At 46.6% G+C, this 22,046-nt stretch carries 26 protein-coding genes; 24 read left to right on the top strand and 2 right to left on the bottom strand.

Features of this window, described 5'->3' with window-relative positions; genetic code table 11:
• Positions 1–5: 5 nt before the first annotated feature.
• The 3 genes from V5G21_RS07960 (at position 6) to V5G21_RS07950 (ending at position 1,425) form a co-directional block, all read left to right on the top strand.
• Positions 6–248 (top strand): type B 50S ribosomal protein L31, encoded by a 243-nt coding sequence (locus V5G21_RS07960; RefSeq protein ID WP_011248712.1) that lies wholly within the window; start codon positions 6–8, stop codon positions 246–248.
• Between the two features lie 60 nt (positions 249–308).
• On the top strand, positions 309–887 hold the full coding sequence (locus V5G21_RS07955; RefSeq protein ID WP_011248711.1) for a thymidine kinase: 579 nt from the start codon (positions 309–311) through the stop codon (positions 885–887).
• A 115-nt stretch (positions 888–1,002) separates the two neighbouring features.
• Positions 1,003–1,425, top strand: coding sequence for a hypothetical protein (locus V5G21_RS07950; RefSeq protein ID WP_011248710.1), 423 nt, complete (start codon positions 1,003–1,005; stop codon positions 1,423–1,425).
• 167 nt (positions 1,426–1,592) lie between these two features.
• Here V5G21_RS07950 and V5G21_RS07945 read toward each other — a convergent pair whose 3' ends face one another.
• On the bottom strand, positions 1,593–2,912 hold the full coding sequence (locus V5G21_RS07945) for an FAD-dependent oxidoreductase (RefSeq protein ID WP_095236344.1): 1,320 nt from the start codon (positions 2,910–2,912) through the stop codon (positions 1,593–1,595).
• Between the two features lie 177 nt (positions 2,913–3,089).
• On the opposite strand from V5G21_RS07945, the gene prfA reads away from it, so the two are divergent.
• The 13 genes from prfA (at position 3,090) to upp (ending at position 14,382) form a co-directional block, all read left to right on the top strand.
• Positions 3,090–4,160 carry a peptide chain release factor 1 gene (gene prfA / locus V5G21_RS07940; RefSeq protein WP_011248708.1) on the top strand — a complete coding sequence of 357 codons (1,071 nt, stop codon included), beginning with the start codon at positions 3,090–3,092 and terminating at the stop codon, positions 4,158–4,160.
• Complete coding sequence (prmC, locus tag V5G21_RS07935) at positions 4,160–5,026, top strand: peptide chain release factor N(5)-glutamine methyltransferase (RefSeq protein ID WP_095254573.1); 867 nt, start codon at positions 4,160–4,162, stop codon at positions 5,024–5,026. Before prfA ends, prmC begins: the two co-directional genes overlap by 1 nt.
• Positions 5,027–5,111: 85 nt before the next feature.
• The gene (spoIIR, locus tag V5G21_RS07930) at positions 5,112–5,741 is read left to right on the top strand and encodes a stage II sporulation protein R (RefSeq protein ID WP_011248706.1); all 630 of its coding nucleotides are present in this window, start codon (positions 5,112–5,114) and stop codon (positions 5,739–5,741) included.
• A gap of 54 nt (positions 5,742–5,795) precedes the next feature.
• Positions 5,796–6,245, top strand: coding sequence for a hypothetical protein (locus V5G21_RS07925; RefSeq protein ID WP_011248705.1), 450 nt, complete (start codon positions 5,796–5,798; stop codon positions 6,243–6,245).
• A gap of 286 nt (positions 6,246–6,531) precedes the next feature.
• On the top strand, positions 6,532–7,494 hold the full coding sequence (locus V5G21_RS07920; protein WP_212929934.1) for an L-threonylcarbamoyladenylate synthase: 963 nt from the start codon (positions 6,532–6,534) through the stop codon (positions 7,492–7,494).
• Positions 7,495–7,591: 97 nt separating this feature from the next.
• Entirely contained in the window at positions 7,592–8,401 is an 810-nt protein-coding gene (locus tag V5G21_RS07915; RefSeq protein WP_212929899.1) for a ribonuclease E inhibitor RraB, read from the top strand.
• Positions 8,402–8,539: 138 nt separating this feature from the next.
• Complete coding sequence (locus V5G21_RS07910; protein WP_212929900.1) at positions 8,540–9,082, top strand: manganese efflux pump MntP family protein; 543 nt, start codon at positions 8,540–8,542, stop codon at positions 9,080–9,082.
• 114 nt (positions 9,083–9,196) lie between these two features.
• Positions 9,197–9,628 (top strand): low molecular weight protein arginine phosphatase, encoded by a 432-nt coding sequence (locus V5G21_RS07905; protein ID WP_011248701.1) that lies wholly within the window; start codon positions 9,197–9,199, stop codon positions 9,626–9,628.
• An 11-nt stretch (positions 9,629–9,639) separates the two neighbouring features.
• A complete protein-coding gene (locus tag V5G21_RS07900) occupies positions 9,640–10,953 on the top strand; it encodes a methyl-accepting chemotaxis protein (RefSeq protein ID WP_073304455.1) in 1,314 nt (437 codons plus the stop codon).
• Positions 10,954–11,004: 51 nt separating this feature from the next.
• On the top strand, positions 11,005–11,454 hold the full coding sequence (gene rpiB / locus V5G21_RS07895; protein WP_063609281.1) for a ribose 5-phosphate isomerase B: 450 nt from the start codon (positions 11,005–11,007) through the stop codon (positions 11,452–11,454).
• Entirely contained in the window at positions 11,451–11,996 is a 546-nt protein-coding gene (locus V5G21_RS07890; protein ID WP_212929901.1) for a TIGR01440 family protein, read from the top strand. Before rpiB ends, V5G21_RS07890 begins: the two co-directional genes overlap by 4 nt.
• Positions 11,997–12,225: 229 nt before the next feature.
• Positions 12,226–13,479, top strand: a complete 1,254-nt coding sequence (gene glyA / locus V5G21_RS07885) for a serine hydroxymethyltransferase (protein ID WP_212929902.1) — start codon at positions 12,226–12,228, stop codon at positions 13,477–13,479.
• Positions 13,480–13,752: 273 nt separating this feature from the next.
• Complete coding sequence (upp, locus tag V5G21_RS07880; RefSeq protein ID WP_073304459.1) at positions 13,753–14,382, top strand: uracil phosphoribosyltransferase; 630 nt, start codon at positions 13,753–13,755, stop codon at positions 14,380–14,382.
• Positions 14,383–14,403: 21 nt separating this feature from the next.
• Here upp and V5G21_RS07875 read toward each other — a convergent pair whose 3' ends face one another.
• Entirely contained in the window at positions 14,404–14,877 is a 474-nt protein-coding gene (locus V5G21_RS07875) for a GNAT family N-acetyltransferase (protein ID WP_011248695.1), read from the bottom strand.
• Between the two features lie 189 nt (positions 14,878–15,066).
• Here V5G21_RS07875 and V5G21_RS07870 point away from each other — a divergent pair, with 189 nt between their 5' ends.
• From V5G21_RS07870 to atpA, 8 genes are all read left to right on the top strand, one after another.
• Positions 15,067–17,346, top strand: coding sequence for a S8 family serine peptidase (locus V5G21_RS07870; RefSeq protein ID WP_011248694.1), 2,280 nt, complete (start codon positions 15,067–15,069; stop codon positions 17,344–17,346).
• A 358-nt stretch (positions 17,347–17,704) separates the two neighbouring features.
• The gene (locus tag V5G21_RS07865; RefSeq protein ID WP_011248693.1) at positions 17,705–17,929 is read left to right on the top strand and encodes an AtpZ/AtpI family protein; all 225 of its coding nucleotides are present in this window, start codon (positions 17,705–17,707) and stop codon (positions 17,927–17,929) included.
• A 32-nt stretch (positions 17,930–17,961) separates the two neighbouring features.
• The gene (locus V5G21_RS21420) at positions 17,962–18,327 is read left to right on the top strand and encodes an ATP synthase subunit I (RefSeq protein ID WP_254120690.1); all 366 of its coding nucleotides are present in this window, start codon (positions 17,962–17,964) and stop codon (positions 18,325–18,327) included.
• 39 nt (positions 18,328–18,366) lie between these two features.
• Positions 18,367–19,050 (top strand): F0F1 ATP synthase subunit A, encoded by a 684-nt coding sequence (gene atpB / locus V5G21_RS07860; RefSeq protein WP_035205957.1) that lies wholly within the window; start codon positions 18,367–18,369, stop codon positions 19,048–19,050.
• 72 nt (positions 19,051–19,122) lie between these two features.
• Positions 19,123–19,338 (top strand): F0F1 ATP synthase subunit C, encoded by a 216-nt coding sequence (gene atpE / locus V5G21_RS07855; protein ID WP_011248690.1) that lies wholly within the window; start codon positions 19,123–19,125, stop codon positions 19,336–19,338.
• Between the two features lie 106 nt (positions 19,339–19,444).
• Positions 19,445–19,930, top strand: coding sequence for a F0F1 ATP synthase subunit B (gene atpF / locus V5G21_RS07850; RefSeq protein WP_011248689.1), 486 nt, complete (start codon positions 19,445–19,447; stop codon positions 19,928–19,930).
• On the top strand, positions 19,927–20,472 hold the full coding sequence (locus V5G21_RS07845) for a F0F1 ATP synthase subunit delta (protein ID WP_011248688.1): 546 nt from the start codon (positions 19,927–19,929) through the stop codon (positions 20,470–20,472). Before atpF ends, V5G21_RS07845 begins: the two co-directional genes overlap by 4 nt.
• A 34-nt stretch (positions 20,473–20,506) precedes the next feature.
• Positions 20,507–22,021 (top strand): F0F1 ATP synthase subunit alpha, encoded by a 1,515-nt coding sequence (atpA, locus tag V5G21_RS07840; RefSeq protein ID WP_011248687.1) that lies wholly within the window; start codon positions 20,507–20,509, stop codon positions 22,019–22,021.
• Positions 22,022–22,046: the final 25 nt, after the last annotated feature.

The following is a 22,046-nucleotide window of genomic DNA, read 5'->3' as shown; positions in this document are numbered from 1 at the left end:
AAATCATGAAACCAGAAATCCATCCAACTTACCAAAAAGTTGTATTTATGGATACAAGCACGGGCTTTAAATTTTTGACTGGTTCGACTCGCGGTTCTAGCGAAACGATCGAATGGGAAGACGGCAATACGTATCCGTTGATTAAAGTCGAAATTTCTTCTGATTCCCACCCATTCTATACAGGCAAACAAAAACTTGCCGATGCAGGTGGCCGTGTCGATCGCTTCAAAAAGAAATACAATCTTTAATAAGAAAAATGCGTGATCATCAGGCAAGAGTCTCTTGCCTGTTTTTTTATGGAGGGGCTTATGGCACAGCTTTTTTTTAAGTATGGCGCAATGAACAGCGGAAAGTCGATTGAGATTTTAAAAGTGGCCAACAATTACGAGGAACAAAAAAAGCCAGTTTTGATTTTTACATCAGGAATGGATACACGGGATGAAGTCGGTTATGTGTCCAGCCGCGTCGGCCTTCGCCGCCGGGCAGTGCCAATTTTCGATGACACCAATATTTTTGATTATGTTGAAAGCTGCCGACAAAAGCCGTACTGTGTATTAATCGATGAAGTGCAGTTTTTAACAAAAGCGCATGTCCTCCAACTGGCCAATATTGTTGATACTTTAGACATTCCGGTAATGGGGTTTGGCTTAAAAAATGATTTTCGCAACGAGTTATTTGAAGGAAGCAAATACATGCTTCTGTACGCAGATAAAATTGAAGAAATGAAAACGATTTGCTGGTTTTGCCATAAAAAAGCAATCATGAATTTGCGTGTGGACGAGCAAGGCAAGCCGATTTATGACGGGGAACAAATTCAAATTGGCGGCAACGAAACATATTATCCCGTTTGTCGCAAATGCCACCAACACCCGCCTTTAACTGTATGAGATTATGCCCTAGATGAGCAAGATGTAAATCAACCTAAAAATGAATGTCTTTTTGTAGGCGTGGGACCCTAATGATGCACGCTTCTTTTTCGAAGCTGCACAAAGGGGGAGACGGATGAAGTCGGCAACAGCAGGGATTGCAATCGCTCTTTTGCTCGCTGGATGTTCAAACGCCAATTTCAGCTCACAGCACATCCAGCATGACAAACATTACGGACAAGGTGCTTTTGGTCCAGGCCCACTTAATTTTGAGCATATGAAACATGAAACGTATGATCCGCGCCTAACGAATATTGGCACAAGCTATCGAGACGCAAGTGTGCCTCACCGTACGCTTGCCGACGATGCTGCGCAAGTGGAAGGCATTGTCGAGAGTCAAGGATTTCGTTCTGGCGCCGCGATTGTCAACGGCGGTGATGTTTACGTAAAAGCGTACCCGTCACCATCCTGGAGCAAAGAACAAACGAGCAAGAGGATGGAGAAACTCAAACGTGCATTTGAGGCAGAAATCCCTCGCTATCAAGTCCATGTCCGTTAAAGAGGAGCGCAAAGCCATTGGCTTTGCGCTTCAGCCTGTAGACAAACGCTCGCATACTTCGTCGTTTGCCTCACTCATATGCGTTGAAACGGTCGTTTCATGCGCAAGAAAACCGCTGCTCATGAACCCCCGTTCTATTCACATCTTCCCTCGGCTGCACATAATTGTTATGGCCGGCGCCTGGCTGTTTGTTGCAACGGGTCCCATACACTGTTAAAAGGAGGGGAATACCCTAAATCAAGTTCTTCGAGATCTTGCATGGTCATGCCATGGTACAATGCGGTCGCAAGGACATCGCAGCGTTTGTCGACGCCTTTTGTCCCGATGAACTGGCCGCCTAGGACGACGCCCGTTTCTGCATGGAACTGAAGGCGTATATGGATCGTTTCGTTTGTTGGGTAATAGCCAGCAACATGGGGAAGCTTGGCTTGCACGCATTTGTAAGGATAGCCGATTTCCTCGATTTCACGGGAAGACAAACCAGTACGTGCGAGCGCTAAGTCAAAGAACTGGTAAATTTGCGTCCCGACAATTCCCATGAAGACGCGTGTGTTCCCACACATGTTCAGGCCAGCGATCCGCCCTTGCTTATTCGCATGCGTGCCAAGGGGGTAATACATGTCTTTGTTGATTAGACGGTGATACTGCGTTGCGCAATCGCCTGCTGCATAAACGTCTGGCACATTTGTTTCCATATAGCGGTTCACACGAATGGCGCCGTTGTTGTTGAGGTGAATATCGGTATTTCGCAAAAAGTCGGTATTTGGACGAACGCCGACCGCAACAATGACGATGTCGGTGGGACATTCAGTCAAGTTGGTGCGTATGCCAGTAACGTGGCCGTCTTTGTCGCCGCTAAAGCCAATGATTTCGTGATTTAACTCAAGCTCGATCCCCTCATCAATGGCTTTCTCATGAATATAATCCGCCATTTCCTTATCAAAATTCATCGCCAGCCGCTTGGCCCGTTCCAAAATCCTTACATGGTGGTTCGCTTTAGCGAGATTTTCAGCTACTTCCAGCCCAATCGAACCACCGCCGATGACGGTTACGGTTTTCTTTTCCGTACCGAGGGCAGCAATTATTTTTTTTGCATCTGGAATGGTTTTTAATGTATAAATCCCTTTTAAATCGCCGTTTTCCCAGTCTGGAATGACAGGGCTCGCCCCTGAGGCGATTAACAGTTTGTCGTAAGGAAGGCAAAAGCCATCCCCGGAAACCGTTTTTTGTTTCGTATCAACCGCCTTTACCTCATGGTTAATGCGGGCGTCGATGCCATGCTTGATGCGATAGGTGTCGGCATCCCGGGCGATAAGTTTGCGATCTGATTCAATTTCGCCACCGATCCAGTAGGGCAAGCCACACTGGGCGTACGAATAATGTTCGCCTCTTTCCAATACAGTAATATCGGCTTGTGCATCTTTGCGAACGAGCTGCATGGCTGCGCTCATTCCAGCTGCATCGCCGCCGATGATGATATATTTCACATAAATCCCGCCTTTTCTGTGCATGGTTTTAATGAAAACGGCCTTTTGAACAAAGTACAAATAGTATTCCCGCAAACCGAATGAACAAACCGCGTTGTCCCTTAGCTAGATTGACCGTTAATGAAGGCGTATACTATAATGGGGAAGGAGTGCCGCAATGAAGAATGAGGTGACGTCGTGTTAGAACGATTGCAAGCAGTAGAAGATCGTTATGAGTACTTAAACGAGCAATTAAGCGATCCCAATGTGATTAGCAATGCAACAAAATTAAGAGAATACTCAAAAGAACAAGCACAAATAGAAGAAACCGTACAAACGTATCGACAATATAAACAAGTCACAGAACAATTGGCAGATGCAAAAGCGATGCTCGAAGAAAAGCTCGATGATGACATGTATCAAATGGTAAAGGAAGAGCTGGATGAGTTGAGCGAGCGAAAGGCCGAATTGGAAGAACGCTTGAAAATTTTATTGTTGCCAAAAGACCCGAATGATGACAAAAACGTAATTGTCGAAATTCGCGGTGCTGCTGGCGGCGACGAGGCACAGCTTTTTGCAGCTGACCTTTACAAAATGTACCACCGCTATGCTGAAATGCAAGGCTGGAAAACAGAAGTCATTGAAGCCCACGCGACTGAGCTTGGCGGCTACAAAGAAATTATCTTTATGGTCAATGGCAGCGGCGCATATTCAAAGCTTAAATACGAAAATGGCGCGCATCGCGTACAACGGGTGCCGCAAACGGAATCAGGCGGCCGCATCCATACATCGACGGCGACGGTGGCCGTGCTTCCAGAAGCAGAAGAAGTGGAAATTGACATTCACGAAAAAGACATCCGCGTGGATACATTTGCATCGAGCGGCCCAGGTGGGCAAAGCGTCAATACGACAATGTCAGCCGTGCGCTTAACCCATTTGCCGACAAATACAGTTGTTTCATGCCAAGACGAAAAATCGCAAATTAAAAACAAAGAAAAAGCGATGAAAGTCCTCCGCGCCCGTATTTTTGATAAAGTTCAGCAAGAAGCGCAAGCAGAATACGCGGAGTCCCGCAAACTTGCCGTCGGTACAGGCGATCGCTCAGAGCGAATCCGTACGTATAATTTTCCCCAAAGCCGTGTAACGGACCACCGCATCGGTTTAACGCTGCAGAAACTTGAGCAAGTTTTGCAAGGCAAGCTTGATGAAATCATTGATGCCCTTGTAGTTGCCGATCAATCAGAAGCAATGAAAAAGGCAGAGGAATAATGGCGATTACGATTCACGAAGCTCTTCGCTGGGCTTCGTCTTTTTTGCAGGAAAACGGAGTTGAACCTACAGCAGGGGAATGGCTATTGCGGCACCATGGGAACATGGAACGGGCCAAACTATTGGCAAGCTTAAGAGACCCCCTCCCAGAACCAGTTTGGCAAGCATTTAAACAAGATGTGGCCGTCATGGCTTCAGGGGTTCCTGTCCAGCACGTACTCGGCTATGAACAATTTTATGGGCGGACGTTTCTCGTTAATGGCGACGTCCTTATTCCTCGCCCAGAAACAGAAGAGCTTGTTGCGCTCGTGCTTAATAAATTAAAGCCTGGCCCTCAAGCCATCCTTGATGTCGGTACGGGCAGTGGGGCGATTGCGCTTACGTTAAAGCTAGAGCGACCCGATTGCTATGTAACCGCGACTGATATTTCCGAGAAAGCGCTAGACGTTGCCCGGGAAAATGCCCAGCGGTTAGGTGCCGACATAACGTTTGCCAAAGGCGATTTACTAGCGCCAGTAGCAGGAGCGGTATTTGATGTCATTGTGTCCAATCCCCCCTATATTCCGTATCGTGATCGGGACAGCCTTGCGGTCCATGTGCGTGAATTCGAGCCGGAAATGGCATTGTTTGCTGAAGAAGATGGGCTAATGTTTTATCGGCGGCTGGCGGAAGAAGTGCCCGCTTGCATCCATCCGCGCTCATTGGTCGCAGTCGAAATTGGCGCTGGCCAAGGCGAAGCGGTTCAAGCGTTGTTTGCTGCCGCGTTTCCCTTTGCTGATATAAACATTGTCTATGACATAAATGGGAAAGACCGGATTGTGTTTGTTTCTGGCAATCTGGGACGGCAAGGCCATAATATTGATTAGCGCTCCTTCTGTTTTTGTCGAATGATTTTGTGTTTAAAACGGCCTTTTCCTGACCAACATTGGTAAGGAAAGGGCGGTGCAATCAATGAAACCAAGAGCTATTATGTATCTATTAATCTCTTTATTTGTAGGTTTAATGAGTTGGGAAGCACAGAATGCACAGGCGGAAGGCGCCTATCATGGACAAGTTTCTGCGGATGATGCTATTCGCTTACGGATATTAGCCAATAGCGACTCGATTGCCGATCAAGCAATAAAACGGGAAATTCGTGACGAAGTAAATGCCGCTATTGGAGAATGGATCGGGGAAATGGCAACGATGGACGAAGCTGCTGCTGAAATTGCTTCACGTGTTCCTGAGCTTGAAGCGATCGTAGCAGAGCAGCTAGCAGCAAAAGGCGTCGACCAAGACTATTCCGTTGCGTTTGATAAAGAGGTTGCCTTTCCAACGAAGCTGTACGGAAACATGGTATACCCTGCTGGACTGTACCACGCTGTCCTGATTACATTAGGGGAAGGTCAAGGCGAAAATTGGTGGTGTGTACTGTTTCCGCCATTATGCTTTTTAGACATGGACAATGGCGAAGCGACCAATACAGCGGCAGAAGGTAGCAATAGCGACCAATACAGCGGCACCGAGGAAGCTGCCGAAGTGGAAACATCGTTTTTCTTTGTAGAATGGTTTGAATCGATCTGGGATCGGTTATTTGCCTAATAGGCATATTTGTACAAGCCCTCTCATAGGATGAAGTAAAAGGAGGGGGCGGAGATGGCTTTTACCGTTCGAAAAATGGAAGAAACAGACCTGCTGGCTGTTCAGGCATTATTTGCCCGGATGCAAACCAAACAACCCGTAACGTTAGAAGACCCATTGATTGTCGTAGAAAATGACGCAGGCGAATTGATTGCAACAGTGGGCCTGGAAAAAGCCACTATCTACGGTTTGCTCCGGACCATGGTCATGGACAGCGCAAAAATGAGTTCAAGTGCATTGGTTGAATTTATCCAAATGGCGCTAGCCTATGCGCAAACAGAAGGAGTAGAAACCGTGTTTGCTGCCAGTCAAGGCAACGCCACATTATTTGAACTGCTCGGCTTTAAACGTCAAGAAACCGATGCCATACCAAATGAAATAAAAGAAATGGAGCACTATCAAACGGTAGTGGAACAGGATGGCGTTTCCATTTGGGCTTATGTTTGTTCGCCTTTTTCTTCCTAACTGTGGATTTGTGGATAAGGATTGTGAATAGTTGAGTCAAATAAAATAAAAATAGCGCTCTATTAACTTATGAACAGGTTATCCACAGGTGTGGGTAACCTGTTTTCGGCAGCTGACTTTCTGTTTTGATAAATGAGACTATAAGGGATAACCATTGACATAAAAGGATTTTTTCGATTTGATTAATGTGGATGGAAAAGCGAGAGGAAGGCGAACACGAGTGAATTATAAACAGACGAAACAATGGATTGTGGATAAGGAACAGGATTCTGGCGAAAAAACCGAGATGATTCAAGAAGCAGCTCTGTGGATAAAACAAAATAAGCTGATTGCTTTCCCAACCGAAACGGTCTATGGGCTTGGCGCCAATGCCCTCTCATACAAGGCGGTCGCACAAATATTCGCAGCAAAAGGGCGGCCTAGCGATAATCCACTGATTGTCCATATTGGCGACAACAGCCAGTTGGACAAGCTGGTCAAAACGATTCCGGCAAACGCCAGCAAACTCATGGCAGCTTTTTGGCCAGGAGCGTTAACATTAATTTTAGAGGCCAAAGAAGCCATTGCTGAAAATGTAACAGCCGGACTATCAACTGTCGGTGTTCGCATGCCTTCCCATCCCGTTGCTTTAAAGTTGTTACAGGAATGTGGGCTGCCCGTTGCAGCTCCGAGTGCCAATGTGTCTGGCCGTCCTTCGCCGACAACAGCGGCACATGTAATCGCCGATTTAGACGGCAAAATCGACGGAATCGTCGATGGGGGAGCGACGGGCATTGGCCTTGAGTCAACTGTGCTAGATGTATCGAAACCGACACCCATGCTTTACCGACCAGGCGGCGTGTCTGTTGAGGAAATTGAAGCGGTCATCGGCAAGGTCGACATTGATCCAGCCTTGGAGACGGCGGACAGTGCTCCAAAATCGCCGGGGATGAAATATACCCATTATGCACCAAATGCAGAAGTAATACTTGTTGACAGTGACGACACCATCCATCATTTAGTGGCGGAAGCGAAAAAAGAAGGGCGAAAAGTCGCTGTGTTCGCAACGACGGGAACGGCCGATTATAAAGCCGATATTGTTCGCCGGGGCGAGTCGCTTGAGCATACCGCTCATATTTTGTATGGCGTTCTTCGCGACTTTGACGAACAAGGAGCAGACATCATTTATGTAAAAACCGTTCCTACTGAGGGAGTCGGCCGCGCGATTATGAACAGGCTCGAAAAAGCGGCAGGCGGCAAAAGGGTGTAGCATTTAGTTTGTGAAAATGCCTTTGTTGGCTAAATAGACTGTCGGCTGACTACCGCTTATGGTATGATCAGGAAAAGGGTGAGTACGGAGGGGAAAGATGGCAAGGTTTGAGGCAAAGATGAACTACTCTACGTTTGTAGAGAAAGAAACAGACGTAATATACGGGACGATACAAGTAAGGCTTGCACGTGAGGAATGGGACGTTCCTTATTATATTGTATCCGATGACGTATTTGCCCATGAACGAAGAGAGTTTGACGGGCGAAGCGAATTACAAGAGATTTTAGATATGATTTCGTTTTTTTATAACGAAACAGATGCAGAGCTCGAGAGTGTGGTGATTTTGAAGCCGTTTCCTGAAGCGATTGCAGCCACCGAGTCATTTTCAGATTGGCTTGAAGAGTGGCAGCGCTATTTTCACTTAAGCGGGTTGAAAGATGTAGGCTATATTCATGATGTGGCCCGTCCTGATGCTGACGCGATCGCTCAAATCTTAGAAGACCATGGTTTTGAAAAAGAACTTATGTCTGAGGACGAAAACAGAGCCTTCTATTTTTACTCGACAGCATTGCCTGTCCCTGTTGACTTCCCGAATGACGAGGAAGGCATCGTTTTACAACAGTTAAAAAATGCTGGCTGCGATTTGGAGAAACCACGGGAAGTAGAATTCATATTATTAATTGAGAATAAACGAATGGCGAAGAAAGCAGCGAGGCTAGTGAGCCAACATGGGTTTGAAACAAGCCTCCATGAAGAAGAACAAGGCTATGCCCTTTCCTGTACATTAGAAATGGTGCTAACATACAAAGCGGTTAAAGCGAAATTAAAGGAACTCGAAGACTTGACAACGGAGTTCGGCGCTGTTTTGGATGGCTGGAGCGCCATGACGGATGAAGTAGAACAATAATCAAAGATGAAAGTCTGTTGCTATAAGCGGCAGGCTTTTTTTCTGTTCCTTTTTAGACAACCGCTTTCAGCTTGTCTAAAATTTCGCAGGCGCGCATATGTTCAAATAGCATGTTTTTTGCGAAAGAGGGGATAAACAATGCATGAGTTTGTGACGATATGTATAATGGCGGCAGCTTTAGGGATGGATGCCTTTTCTGTGGCGCTCGGTATGGGCATGTTGAAGTTGTCAGGCAAGCAAATTTTCCGAATCGGCTTGACAATTGGTTTGTTTCATGTGGCCATGCCCCTCGCCGGAATGGCTGTAGGAAAATGGCTTTCAGGCCACTTTGATGTCATTGCGACTTATATTGGCGGGGGCTTATTATTGATAATTGGTGTACAAATGGCGCTAAACGCATTTTCTGACCATGGAGCTGAAGGATTGAAGCCCGCTGGTTGGGGTTTGCTTCTATTTGCTGTCGGTGTCAGCCTTGACAGCTTTTCTGCCGGACTGTCATTCGGCATTCTTGGCACAGAAATGTATGTGACCGTCGGAATGATCGGAACGATGAGCATGGTGATGTCATGGATTGGCTTAATCGTTGGCTCTCATTTTCAAAAGTTTTTAGGTGCATATGGCGAGCTGCTAGGCGGCCTGGTGTTGATTGGCTTTGGCTTAAAGATTATGCTTCCCCTCTAATGCCAAGGGAACGGCCGTCCCGATGTTTCCATAGCGTAATGGTGGAGCGCGTTTAACCCCCAAAAGCAGATATGGTAGACTAAAACAAACGACTTTGGGAGGAAAAACGACGAAATGAAAAAACGTGTATTGGTTGTATGCACTGGGAATACATGCCGCTCGCCGCTTGCGGAAGCGTTTTTAAGAAAAGAAGGGAAAGGCGCCTTCGAAGTACGCTCTGCTGGTCTTTTTGCTCATGCAGGAAGCGGGCTTTCGAGCGGCTCTCAATATGTACTTGAAAAAGAAGGCTTATTGTACAAGCATGAAGCGAAGCAAGTCACTGCAGAATTAATCGATTGGGCTGATATCGTGTTGGTCATGTCACAAAGCCATAAAGCACAGCTTGAAAGCATGTACGAGCATGTAGAGGTGCAAACGCTGAAAGAAGCTGCTGGCGAAACAGGTGACATTTCCGATCCATTTGGTGGCTCTACAGAAACGTATGAAAAAACCGCCGCGGAAATTAAAGCGGCCGTATTAAAATTTATTGAAAAAAACGAAGCATAGAGGGTGACGATGTGGAAGGGAACGGTGTCGGCAGAACATATAAATTCAGCATTCGCAAAAAGTTAGTAGTAGGAGTCAGCGCAGTAGCCGTTGTAACATTTGCCTGCAGCGCGTTTATTTTATATTTCCTGGCTGATTATCTCGCGCAGGCGATGTCCATTGACCCTCGGTTGGTGATACCGTTAACTTTATTTGTCGGTGTCATTTGGAGCGCCATTTTTGGCTATTTGCTTGCTCCCTTTATTACAAAACCTTTAAGCGAATTGGAACGGGCTGTCACACAAGCAGCTGCTGGTTCTGTCAATACATCTGTAAAACTTTCCAAATCGGATGACGAGCTACGGGCTCTAGGGATTGCTTGCAATGACATGCTTGCCAGCTTAAAGCAAATGACTTCGGACATTGAGGTGAATTTTGTCGAAACCGATAAGCGTGTCAAACAGCTTGCTGATGCTACGGAGCGATCTTCGAGCCAAGGTAATCAAATTGGTTTAACGATGGCAGAGATCGCCAGTGGCGCTGAAGCCTCTGCAAAGGCAATTCAGGAAACGGCAGCCACCTTAGAAGATACGACGCTTATGGCGACAGAAATGAAAGCAAAAGCAGACTCCTCAAAAGGCCAAGCCGAAGAGATGGTTGCTACTCTCGAAGAAAGCCGCAAACGGACAGATTCGCTCGTGAACGGAGTGGGCGAGCTATCAAAAAAGCAAGAGGCATCTTTGCAGTCTGTCCGCCGTTTGGAACAGCAAGCGGCGGAAGTAGAAACAATCGCTAGTTTCGTTGGCTCGATCGCCAAACAGACGAATTTGCTCGCTTTAAATGCGTCAATAGAGGCGTCAAGGGCTGGCGAACATGGCAAAGGCTTTGCCGTAGTTGCTAACGAAGTGCGAAACCTGGCAGATGAGTGCGGCCGTGCTGTCGCTTCTATAGGGGAATTAATTGCTGCCATCCAAGAAGAAATGCAGCAAACGGTGGCCGATATTGAAGCGCAAGCAGCGGTTGCCCGAAAACAGAGAGAGGAAAGCGAACAGACCACTGCAGCAATTGCCAAGATGGAAGCGTCTGTGAAAACGGTAGCCGCATTAATTGGCGAAGTGTCGCTATTGTCAGACAAGCAGCGGCAATCGATCAAGGAAAGCTCATTAAAAACACAGGAAGTGGCAGCGATTGCAGAAGAAACATCTGCCGGAGCAGAGGAAGTCGCCGCGATGACAGAGGAACAAAGCCAAGCTTTAGAGGAAGCAGCAAAGCTATCCTTTGACTTAGCGAATCAAGCCAAGCAATTGAAGACAACGATTGAAAAGTTTACAATAGAATCAACCTAGTAAAAGCGTCGATATAGGACGCTTTTTTTAAACCAAAAGGAGTGTCCAACAATGAAAATTGCGATTGCTTCAGACCACGGTGGAACAAGGCTTCGTGCAGAGATTACAGCGATGTTAGAGGAAATAGGGCTTTCCTATAAAGATTTTGGCTGTGATTGTGAAGGTTCTGTCGATTACCCGGATTATGCCCTTCCTGTCGCAGAAAAAGTGGCGCAAGGAGAGTTTGACCGCGGCATTTTAATTTGTGGGACGGGCATCGGTATGTCAATTGCTGCCAATAAAGTAAAAGGCATACGTTGTGCCCTTGTTCATGATACGTTTAGCGCAAAAGCGACAAGACAGCATAACGATACAAATATGATTGCATTAGGGGAGCGTGTCATCGGCCCTGGGCTTGCTGTTGAAATTGTTCAAACATGGCTCGGGGAAGCGTTTGAAGGCGGACGCCACCAGACGAGAATCGGCAAAATTGCTGCTTATGAAGAGAAGGCAGGCTTATGACGGCGAGAAAAACGAGCTTGATTGATTTGCTTAGTGAGTTTACAAAGGAAGCGCCTCCTTTGGCGGGAAAACTTTTTGTTGTTGGTGCATCGACAAGCGAAGTGGGAGGCGGCCGGATCGGCAAACAAGGTTCAGAAAAAATTGCGGCTGAACTATATGACGCTTTCGTTCACTTTAGCAAGGAAACAGGCGCTCATCTCCTTTTCCAATGCTGTGAACATTTAAACCGTGCTTTAGTGGTTGAGCGTGCCATTGCCCATGCCCACCGGTTCACAGAAGTAGCGGCTGTACCTGTACCTCGGGCTGGCGGTGCTATGGCTGCGTACGCCTATAAGCATATGCAAGACCCTGTTCTAGTTGAACAAGCTGACTGCGACGCTGGGATTGACATTGGCGATACATTCATCGGCATGCATTTAAAGCCGGTCGCTGTACCTGTGCGCGTTTCAGCAAATTCATTAGGCAGCGCCCACGTAACGTTTGCCTATTCTAGGCCGAAATTAATTGGCGGAGAACGGGCCCGCTATTCCCTTAAACATTAGCGCTATCAAGGCCGCGGCGATCGGTTGTCAGGAAGCGTCGCTGCCAGTACAAACAATGAAACGCAAATTGCAACGTCCTTTTTTAATGGAAAGGGATAACGGTTGAAACTGAATAAAAGAAAAAAATCGCTTATTATCTTCCGGAAAAACCTATTCTTTTAGCGATATATACGATAAAATGAAAAGCAATTAGACTAAAAAACGAATGTTGTGAGAGGGGCAGGGTATGATGGAACATTTAAAAACGCAAGATCCAGCCGTATTTGAAGCGATTCGCCAAGAACTTGGCCGGCAACGAGACAAAATTGAATTGATTGCTTCAGAGAACTTTGTCAGCGAAGCGGTTATGGAAGCGCAAGGCTCGGTCTTGACGAATAAATATGCAGAAGGCTATCCTGGTCGCCGTTATTATGGTGGCTGCGAGTATGTTGATATTGCTGAAGACGTCGCGCGCGACAGAGCGAAACAACTTTTTGGCGCCGCATATGTTAATGTTCAGCCGCATTCTGGCGCACAAGCAAACATGGGCGTTTATTTTACTATTCTCGAACATGGAGACACGGTGCTTGGCATGAACTTGTCCCATGGTGGCCATTTAACGCACGGCAGCCCAGTCAATTTTAGTGGCATTCAATACCGTTTTGTGGAATACGGCGTCCGTGAAGACGACAAGCGCATTGATTACGATGCCGTTAGAGAAGCAGCCAAGACGCACCAGCCTAAATTAATTGTAGCTGGAGCAAGTGCTTACCCCCGTGAAATCGACTTTAAAAAATTCCGGGAAATTGCGGATGAAGTTGGCGCTTATCTTATGGTAGACATGGCCCATATTGCTGGCCTTGTCGCTGCAGGCCTCCATCAAAACCCTGTGCCTTACGCCCATTTTGTCACAACAACGACTCATAAAACGTTACGTGGCCCACGGGGCGGCATGATTTTGTGCAATGAGGAGACGGCAGAGGAATTTGGGAAAAAGCTCGATAAGTCGATCTTCCCAGGCATTCAAGGCGGCCCGCTTATGCACGTGATTGCCGCAAAAGCGGTTGCCTTTGGAGAAGCATTGTCAGATGAATTTAAAACGTATGCCAAGCAAATCATTGCCAATGCAAAGCGCCTTGGCGAAAAGCTTCAAGCGGAAGGCGTGGACATCGTTTCTGGTGGCACGGATAACCATTTGCTGTTGCTTGATTTGCGTTCCTTGCAATTGACCGGCAAAGTCGCTGAAAAAGCGTTAGACGCCGTCGGCATTACAACCAATAAAAACGCAATTCCATTTGATCCTGAGAAACCATTTGTAACGAGTGGCATTCGAATTGGCACCGCCGCTGTTACATCGCGTGGCTTTGGGGAAAACGAAATGGATGAAATTGGCGAACTCATTGCACTGACGCTCAAAAACATCGACAATGAAGAAGCGCTAAACAGCGTCCGTTCACGTGTTGCCGCATTGACAAAAACATTTCCGATGTACCCAAATTTGTAAGTTTTAGCAGCCTTCTTGTACAAGAAGGCTGCAGACCGTAGACAAACGCCCGCATACGTCGTCGTTTGTCTCGGTCATATCCTCATGAACCCCCGTTCTATTCGCATCTTCCCTCGCCTGCACTCCTAGTCTGTCAAGCGTTTTCTATCAGTCTGTCATTTTTGTCGGCAAATCGTGTGTTTTTGAACTTTCACTTGAAGGAGAAAGGGGTCTTCATGTAAAATCAATCAGAGTGTGTCGAAAAATGGCGATATAGGAAAAGGAGTGTAAGCGATGGGAAAAGTGCATGTTTTGGATCACCCGCTGATTCAGCATAAGCTATCTTATATTCGTGACAAGCATACAGGTACAAAAGAATTCCGCGAGCTCGTTGATGAAGTGGCCGCTTTAATGGCGTTTGAAGTGACCCGTGATTTGCCTTTGGAAGCTGCAGAAATCGAAACACCTGTCGGCCCAGCTAAAGTGAAAAAGCTGGCAGGGAAAAAATTAGGTTTGGTTCCGATTTTGCGCGCAGGGATCGGCATGTCAGAAGGGATTTTGCGTATGATTCCTGCTGCTCGTGTCGGCCATGTCGGCTTGTATCGTGATCCTGAAACGCTAAAGCCCCATGAGTATTATGTAAAGCTACCGAATGATGTTGAAGAGCGGGAATTGCTTGTCATTGATCCGATGTTGGCAACAGGTGGTTCTGTCGTTGAAGCAATCAATAGTTTGAAAAAGCGCGGTGCAAAAAGCATGCGTCTCATTTGTCTTGTAGCTGCTCCTGAAGGCGTCACTTACGTACAAAAGGAACATCCTGATGTCGATATTTACTTAGCTGCGCTTGATGAAAAGCTAAATGAAAAAGGCTACATTGTGCCAGGACTTGGCGATGCTGGCGATCGGCTGTTTGGCACAAAATAACGAACGAGTAGTCGCCCACATTCATGCATGGCGGGAATGTGGGCGCTGCTTTGTGGAAAAGTCGATTTCATAGCAAGGAAAGCCTTGCCCCTCTTGGTGGACAGGTTCATAGCCGAGCTTTTCATAAAAAGCGGACGCGCTGAAAGAAGCATGCCATTGCAGCCAAGTAGCCTGGCGTATGTGCGACCAACGAAGAACGCCTTTAAATAATTGCCGTCCTGCGCCTTTTGCTCTGTGTTCAGGAAGGACATACAATTCCTGGAGGCGGCATAGCTTCGTGCCGGTACGTAAATGTACGCCAAAATCTTGTGCCCACACGTAGCCGATTAATTCGTCTTGTTCTTCGGCGACGGCAATGTAATGATGTGAATCGTTGGAGTATCGCTTAAACCGGTGCTCTAAACGATGTTGGTCGTCTGGGCTTCCTTGTTCCTTCATTAGTTTGCATACAGATGGTCCATCGTGTTGGACCGATTCGCGAATGAGCATATTCATTTGCGTTCCCTCCAAGTTTATTTATCCACATAATCCTCTGAATTACCCACAGCAATTATTAGTTATCAACAGAACAACATAATTTTATCCACAGTTGTAAACATTCTATGCACAATAAACGCTTTCCTGCATAGCGAGCTGCGTATAGACACATACTACACGTTACGACACGCAGTAGGGGAGATCATAATGAAACGAGTGCAAGCTTGCATACTGCTGGTTATATTAGGTTTTTCAGGACTTATTCCGCATGTGGCGGCTGCCGAAACCTATCCTGTTACGCCAAGGGCGACGGAAACCGTGTCCGACGAGCAGCAAAGCGGCAGGCGAGTGGTCATTGTATCGGCGAAAGGGAATGTTGACAACGCAGTAGAGCAAGTAAAGGATGCGGTTCCTTCAGCCAAAATTAGGCATGTTTTTAAAGTAGTTTACGGAGGATTTTCGCTAGATTTATTAGAAGAAGACATTGATGTATTAAAAAAATTAGACGGGATTGCCCGTGTTGATGATATTGCTATTTACCAGCCAAGCCTTGAAAGCAGCATTCCATTTGTGGGTGCAGGAAAAAGCGATAAGCGCCACTTAGGGCCAGGAGGGGAGGCATTGACTGGCAAGGGCGTCAAAGTCGGCGTCATTGATACAGGAGTGGATTACGAACATCCTGATTTGCGCGCCAATGTAAAAGGTGGTTACGATGTTATCGATGAAGATGAAGACCCAATGGAAACAAAAGCGGACCAAGGAGAGCCGACTTTCCATGGAACTCACGTTGCTGGCGTTATTGCCGCCAATGGCCGCATAAAAGGAGTTGCTCCTGAAGCAGAAATTTATGCTTACCGCGCCCTTGGGCCAGGTGGGCAAGGGACGACTGAACAAGTGTTGGAAGCGATTGAAAAAGCGGTTGCCGATGGAGTGGACGTTTTGAATTTGTCACTTGGAAATACGGTAAATGGACCAGATTGGCCAACTAGCCTTGCTTTGGATCGCGCAGTTGACAAAGGCGTAGTCGCTGTGACTTCAAGTGGCAACAGCGGGCCAAATATGTGGACTGTCGGTTCACCTGGGACTTCGGCGAAAGCGATCTCTGTCGGTGCCTCTCTCCCGCCAGTGGAAATTCCGTATATGACATTGACGAATGAAAAGGAGCGCCGGCTTGAATTAACGCCACTCGTTGGCGCAAAGCCATGGAAGCTTAAGCGTGACATTCCCGTTGTCGAAGCGGGACATGGACTTGTTTCTGATTATAAGGACGTTGATGCAAAAGGAAAGCTCGTTTTAGTAAAAAGGGGTCGTTCTACTTTTGCTGAAAAAATGGAGACAGCACGAAAAGCGGGGGCAACTGGGATTTTAATTTACAATAATTTAAAAGGAAGTTTTGCAGGGGGCGTTATGCAGTCCGTTGACTTAATCGGGGCAAGCCTAAGCAAAGAAGACGGCGAATGGCTGCTTGAACAACTGGACCATTCAAAAAAAGAACTGTCCGTGCGCACTGGCTATGAACAAAAGCAAGACTTGCTGGCGTCGTTTAGTTCGAGAGGGCCGGTTACTGAAACATGGGAAGTGAAACCCGATCTCGTTGCTCCAGGAGTGGCGATTCAGAGTACTGTACCAAAAGGTTATTTAGGCTTAAATGGAACGAGTATGGCCAGCCCCCATGTGGCAGGGGCGGCGGCTCTTTTGATCCAACAGCATCCAGACTGGAACCCTGAACAAGTAAAAGCGGCTTTAATGAACACAACGAAGTGTTTAGTCGATGAACAAGGAAGGGAGTACATGCCCCACGAACAAGGTGCTGGAAGGTTGCAAGTAGACAAGGCGCTCGAAACGAAGACACTTGTCTACCCGAGTTCGCTAACATTCGGCACTTGGGAAAAAAAAGCACCACGTACAAAAAGGGAGCTAACGGTCACGATTGAAAACATGGAAAGCAAAGCGAGAGTGTACCATATTGTTCCACCGCTTGGAGAGTTGGATGGAATTGAGTGGGAAACCCCTTTTTCGGTAACCGTTGGTCCCAATGAAAAAAAGCAAGTGACACTCGCTGCTGACATTGATCCGGCGCTTTTGCAAGAAGGGCTCCATGCCGGCACGGTCGAAATTACAGGCGGGAGCGACACGATCCGCCTTCCGTATGTGTTGTTTATGGAAGAGCCGAATTACCCGCGGGTGATGGCCTTTCAATTTGTCCATGGAGATGCTAAAAATAGTTATTACTACGAGTACTATTTGCCAGGAGGGGCAGAAGAATCAGGGATTGCCTTATTTGATCCCGATACGTTTGAATTTGTAGATGTCCTAGTCTCCCACGAACATTCTGAGCGTGGAATGGTAAGCGGCGAGCTATCTGATTTAAATGTGGCTCCAGGCCGATACAGAGCGTTAGTGTTTGCGAAAAGTGAAGGCGTAAAAGACACAATCGAGGCGTTCATTGATGTCGGGGAGCCGCCGCTTTTCCCAAAAGAAGGCTAATACATGAAAAAAACCGCATTCTCAGGCGGTTTTTTTCGTGTATTTGGACATATGCAGAGCGTTTTGTCAATCGGTTATCGTTCTTCCAGCAGGTGAATTGCAACACAATCGCCATTTTTAATGTAGCGGATAGGGCAAAAAATGCCTCTATGCATATAGGTAGCGCTTTATTTGGGAAATCTCAAACAATACTATGACAGTTGTGTGAACAAATCGAGGCTCTTTCATAACTCTTGTGATTTCCTTGTAAAATTCGTTGACACGTGGGGGTGGCTATTGTACGATTATAAGGGTCCTCATGATAAGGGTTACATGTGCGTTATGAATGGGTTTGCAATATGCGATGGAGGTCGTTTCATTGTCTAAACCAAACCGGAATCCGATGCGTGCGTTTGCGCTTGTGTCCATCATCACTTCCTACGTTATCGGTGGTGTTGTTGGCGGGTTATTTCTTGGACTTTGGCTCGACAAATTGTTTGGGTTAGAACCCCTTTTTTTGATTATTTGCTTGTTAGCTGGCCTAGGGACTGGTACATATGGCATTTATAAAGCGGTTCAGCCATTTTTAGGAGACGATCAATAGTGCCGGAACCGAAAAGCCTTCTAAAACAGCAAATGTGGCATTATTCGTGTATAGTTGGATTTATCAGTCTCATTTTCGTCATAGGTTCTATCTTTACACCACTCCAAACGATTTTCCTCGGCCTTTTATTAGGCGTCTCTGTCAGCTATTTGAATTTGTGGATCACTTACCACAACGCAAGCGTCATAGGAACGAACGTCGCTCCGTCGAAACGACCCTTTATGGTTTTCGCGGGATTGGGATTTGTGTTTCGACTCATCTTTGCGTTCATAGCGATTTGGCTGGCTCTTCAATTTCCAGAAAACATCCATATTGTTGCGGTTGTGGTTGGGCTAGGGCTGCTATACGGTGTGATGATGGTCGACATGTTCATAAAAGCTCTCATACGAAAGAGGTGAAATAGTTTGCCGGAACATCATCAATATCAATTTGAATTCATGGGTTTGCTCTTTAATGGGACAACCATGATAACGACGACGATTGCAATGGCCATCGTGGTGATTATTACAGTCATTGGCTGCCGCAAATTGGCTATGCGTCCGACTGGGCTTCAAAATTTTATCGAGTGGGTAGTGGACTTTTGTCGTGGAATCATTAAGGCGAACATGGATTGGAAAGTGGGCGGCCGTTTTATTGTCCTCGCGTATGCGCTGCTTTTCTATGTGTTTGTTGCTAATATGATGGGGATTCCATTTGAATTAGTAACAAAAGAAGGCCATAACGTTTTTTGGAAATCGCCGACGTCTGATCCGGTTCTAACACTGACAATGGCTGTATTTATTGTCGTTTTGACCCATATTTATGGAATCATGGTGACAGGCCCATCCACTTATGGGAAAAGTTGGTTTACACCAAAATGGTTTTTGTTTCCATTTAAAGTGATTGAGGAAGGGTCAAATGCGTTAACTCTTGGCATGCGACTTTTTGGGAATATTTATGCGAAAGAAATTCTTATGCTTCTTCTCGTTTCGTTAGGAACGACAGCGGTTTATTGGGGCATCTTCGCTTTTGTGCCGCTCATTGTGTGGCAAGCATTTAGTATTTTTATTGGTTCATTGCAAGCGTACATTTTTGCGATGTTGGCAATGGTGTACATGTCCCACAAAGTGGAACAACATTAATTTCGTGATTCTCGCTCAATTTCAGAGCATTAGTTACTATAAAAATTTAAACCTTAAGGGAGGATTTATCTAATGACAGAATTAGCGATTGGGATTGCAGCAGGTCTTGCAGCAATCGGGGGAGCAATTGGCGTAGCCATTATCGTTAAGGCAGTAATTGAAGGAACTGCACGTCAACCAGAACAACGCGGTACGCTACAAACGCTCATGTTTATTGGCGCGCCACTTGCAGAGGCCGTTCCGATTATTGCGATCGTTATTGCGTTCTTACTCTTCTTTATGGGGTAACGCAAACATTTTATAGTTTGACTAGAGGGGCGACAGTGTTCTACAAAACAGAACCTCTCGCCTTTATTTATGCAAGGACGATTACTTCTGCAAAAGGGGTGTAAACATGGTCATCGAATGGGGCACAGCCCTCTACCAACTATTGGCATTCGCTGTGTTGCTTTTAATTCTTTCTAAATTTGCCCTCAAGCCGCTTCTTGGCGTCATGCAAAAACGGCAAGATATGATTAATGAGCAAATTGATTCAGCGGAACAAAACCGCAAGGAAGCTGAAAAACTGCTTGCAGAACAGCGGGAAGAAATGCAAAAGGCGCGAGTCGAAGCGCGTGAACTGATTGAAAATGCAAAAAAAGCAGGCGAACAGCAAGGGCAGGAAATGGTCCGCGCCGCCAAAGAAGAAGCACAGCGCATTCATCAGCAAGCGTTGGCGGAAATCCAAAACGAAAAAGACCAGGCTGTAGCCGCTCTTCGCGAACAGGTTGCGTCTCTCTCTGTCTTAATTGCACAGAAAGTTATTGAAAAAGAACTTGACGCAAGCGAGCAAGACCAGCTTGTCCAAGAGTATCTTAAACAAGCGAGCGAAGAGCTATGAGCAACAAGGCAGTAGCAAATCGTTACGCTGTTGCTCTTTTTGAGTTAGCGGAAGAAAAAGGGCAAACGGATGTGTTTGAACGGGAGCTTGAACTGGTACAGGAAGTGTTTGAAACGACGCCTCAATTAGAAACGGTGTTAGCCCAACCTGGGCTTGCTGCTGATAAAAAGCAAGCGCTCCTTCGGGATGCGTTTCAGGCTCATCTAAGTCCAGCAGTGATGAATACGATCAATTTGCTAATGGAACGGGGCCGTTATTCAGAAATCGTGGGCCTCGCTGGTGAATACAAACAATTAAACGATGACAAAAAAGGAATTGCTGAAGCAACTGTTTTTTCGGTTAAGGCGCTTTCGGACAGTGAAAAGAATCAAATTGCTGCCGTGTTTGCCCCAAAAGCTGGAAAACGGGAACTGCGAGTTGTGAATGTCGTCGATTCTGCTTTAATAGGCGGATTAAAAGTTCGTGTAGGCGACCGTGTCTTTGACGGTAGCATCCAAGGGCAGCTGAAACGCCTCGAAAAGCAATTGGTAGCAGGACAATAAGAACGTTAGAAACTGTCAGTTAGGGGTGAAACGAATGGCAAGCATTAAAGCGACAGAAATTAGCTCGCTCATTAAGCAACAGATCGACCAATTTGAAACAACGGTCAATGTGCAAGACGTAGGGACTGTTATTCGCGTCGGGGACGGTATTGCCTTCGCTCACGGGCTCGACAATGTCATGGCCGGCGAGCTACTTGAGTTCTCGACTGGGGTAATGGGAATGGCCCAAAACCTGGAAGAAGACAGCGTTGGGATTATTATTTTAGGTCCGTATACAGACATTCGTGAAGGGGACGAAGTCAAACGGACTGGCCGGATTATGGAAGTACCAGTAGGAAGCGAGCTTCTTGGCCGCGTCGTCAACCCGCTTGGCCAGCCTTTAGACGGCCTAGGACCAGTGCATACAAGCAAAACGCGTCCAATTGAAAGCCCAGCTCCAGGGGTAATGGCACGGAAATCGGTCCATGAACCATTGCAAACAGGGATTAAGTCGATTGACTCCATGATTCCAATTGGCCGTGGACAGCGGGAATTGATTATCGGTGACCGCCAAACAGGTAAAACGGCAATTGCTATTGATACGATCATCAACCAAAAAGACCAAGACATGATTTGTGTGTATGTAGCGATTGGCCAAAAAGAATCAACCGTTTCAGGTGTAGTTGAAACGCTTCGTCAACGGGGCGCCCTTGAGTATACAATTGTCGTCTCTGCAAGTGCGTCTGACCCTGCGCCATTGCTTTTCTTGGCTCCGTATACAGGCGTATCCATGGCAGAAGAATTTATGTATAACGGCAAGCATGTCCTTGTCATTTATGATGACTTGTCAAAACAAGCAGCTGCTTACCGGGAAATGTCATTGCTCCTTCGCCGCCCGCCAGGTCGTGAAGCTTTCCCAGGGGATGTTTTCTACTTGCACTCCCGCTTGTTAGAACGTGCTGCGAAATTGAATGATGACTTAGGAGGCGGATCCATTACCGCGCTTCCATTCATTGAAACACAAGCCGGCGATGTTTCTGCTTATATTCCAACAAACGTTATTTCAATTACAGATGGACAAGTGTTCTTACAGTCCGACTTGTTCCACTCAGGCGTTCGCCCAGCAGTAAACCCAGGGATTTCTGTATCCCGTGTTGGTGGTTCTGCACAAATTAAAGCGATGAAAAAAGTAGCGGGAACGCTGCGTCTTGACTTGGCTGCATACCGGGAACTTGAGGCGTTTGCCCAATTCGGTTCTGACTTGGATGCGGCAACGCAAGCTCGCTTGAACCGTGGTGAGCGCACAGTTGAATTGCTGAAGCAAGATTTGCATCAGCCGCTTCCGGTTGAAAAGCAAGTAGCAATTATTTACGCGCTGACGAAGGGCTATTTGGATGATGTGCCTGTGGCTGATTGCCGCCGGTTCGAGTCTGAACTATTCACATATCTTGAAAGCAACAACAATGAATTGCTTGAGCATATCCGCACAACGGGCAATTTGCCTGAAGAAAGCGATTTGAAAGCAGCAATTGAAGCGTTTAAGAAAGGTTTTGTCGCTTCTAACGAATAGACGATTAGTTTTGCCCAGAAAGGCG

The sequence above is a fragment of the Shouchella rhizosphaerae genome (genome assembly GCF_036700015.1).
Taxonomy (GTDB): domain Bacteria; phylum Bacillota; class Bacilli; order Bacillales; family Bacillaceae_D; genus Shouchella; species Shouchella rhizosphaerae.
Note: the sequence above shows the minus strand (reverse complement) of the source record. Positions and strands in the feature narration are given on the sequence as shown.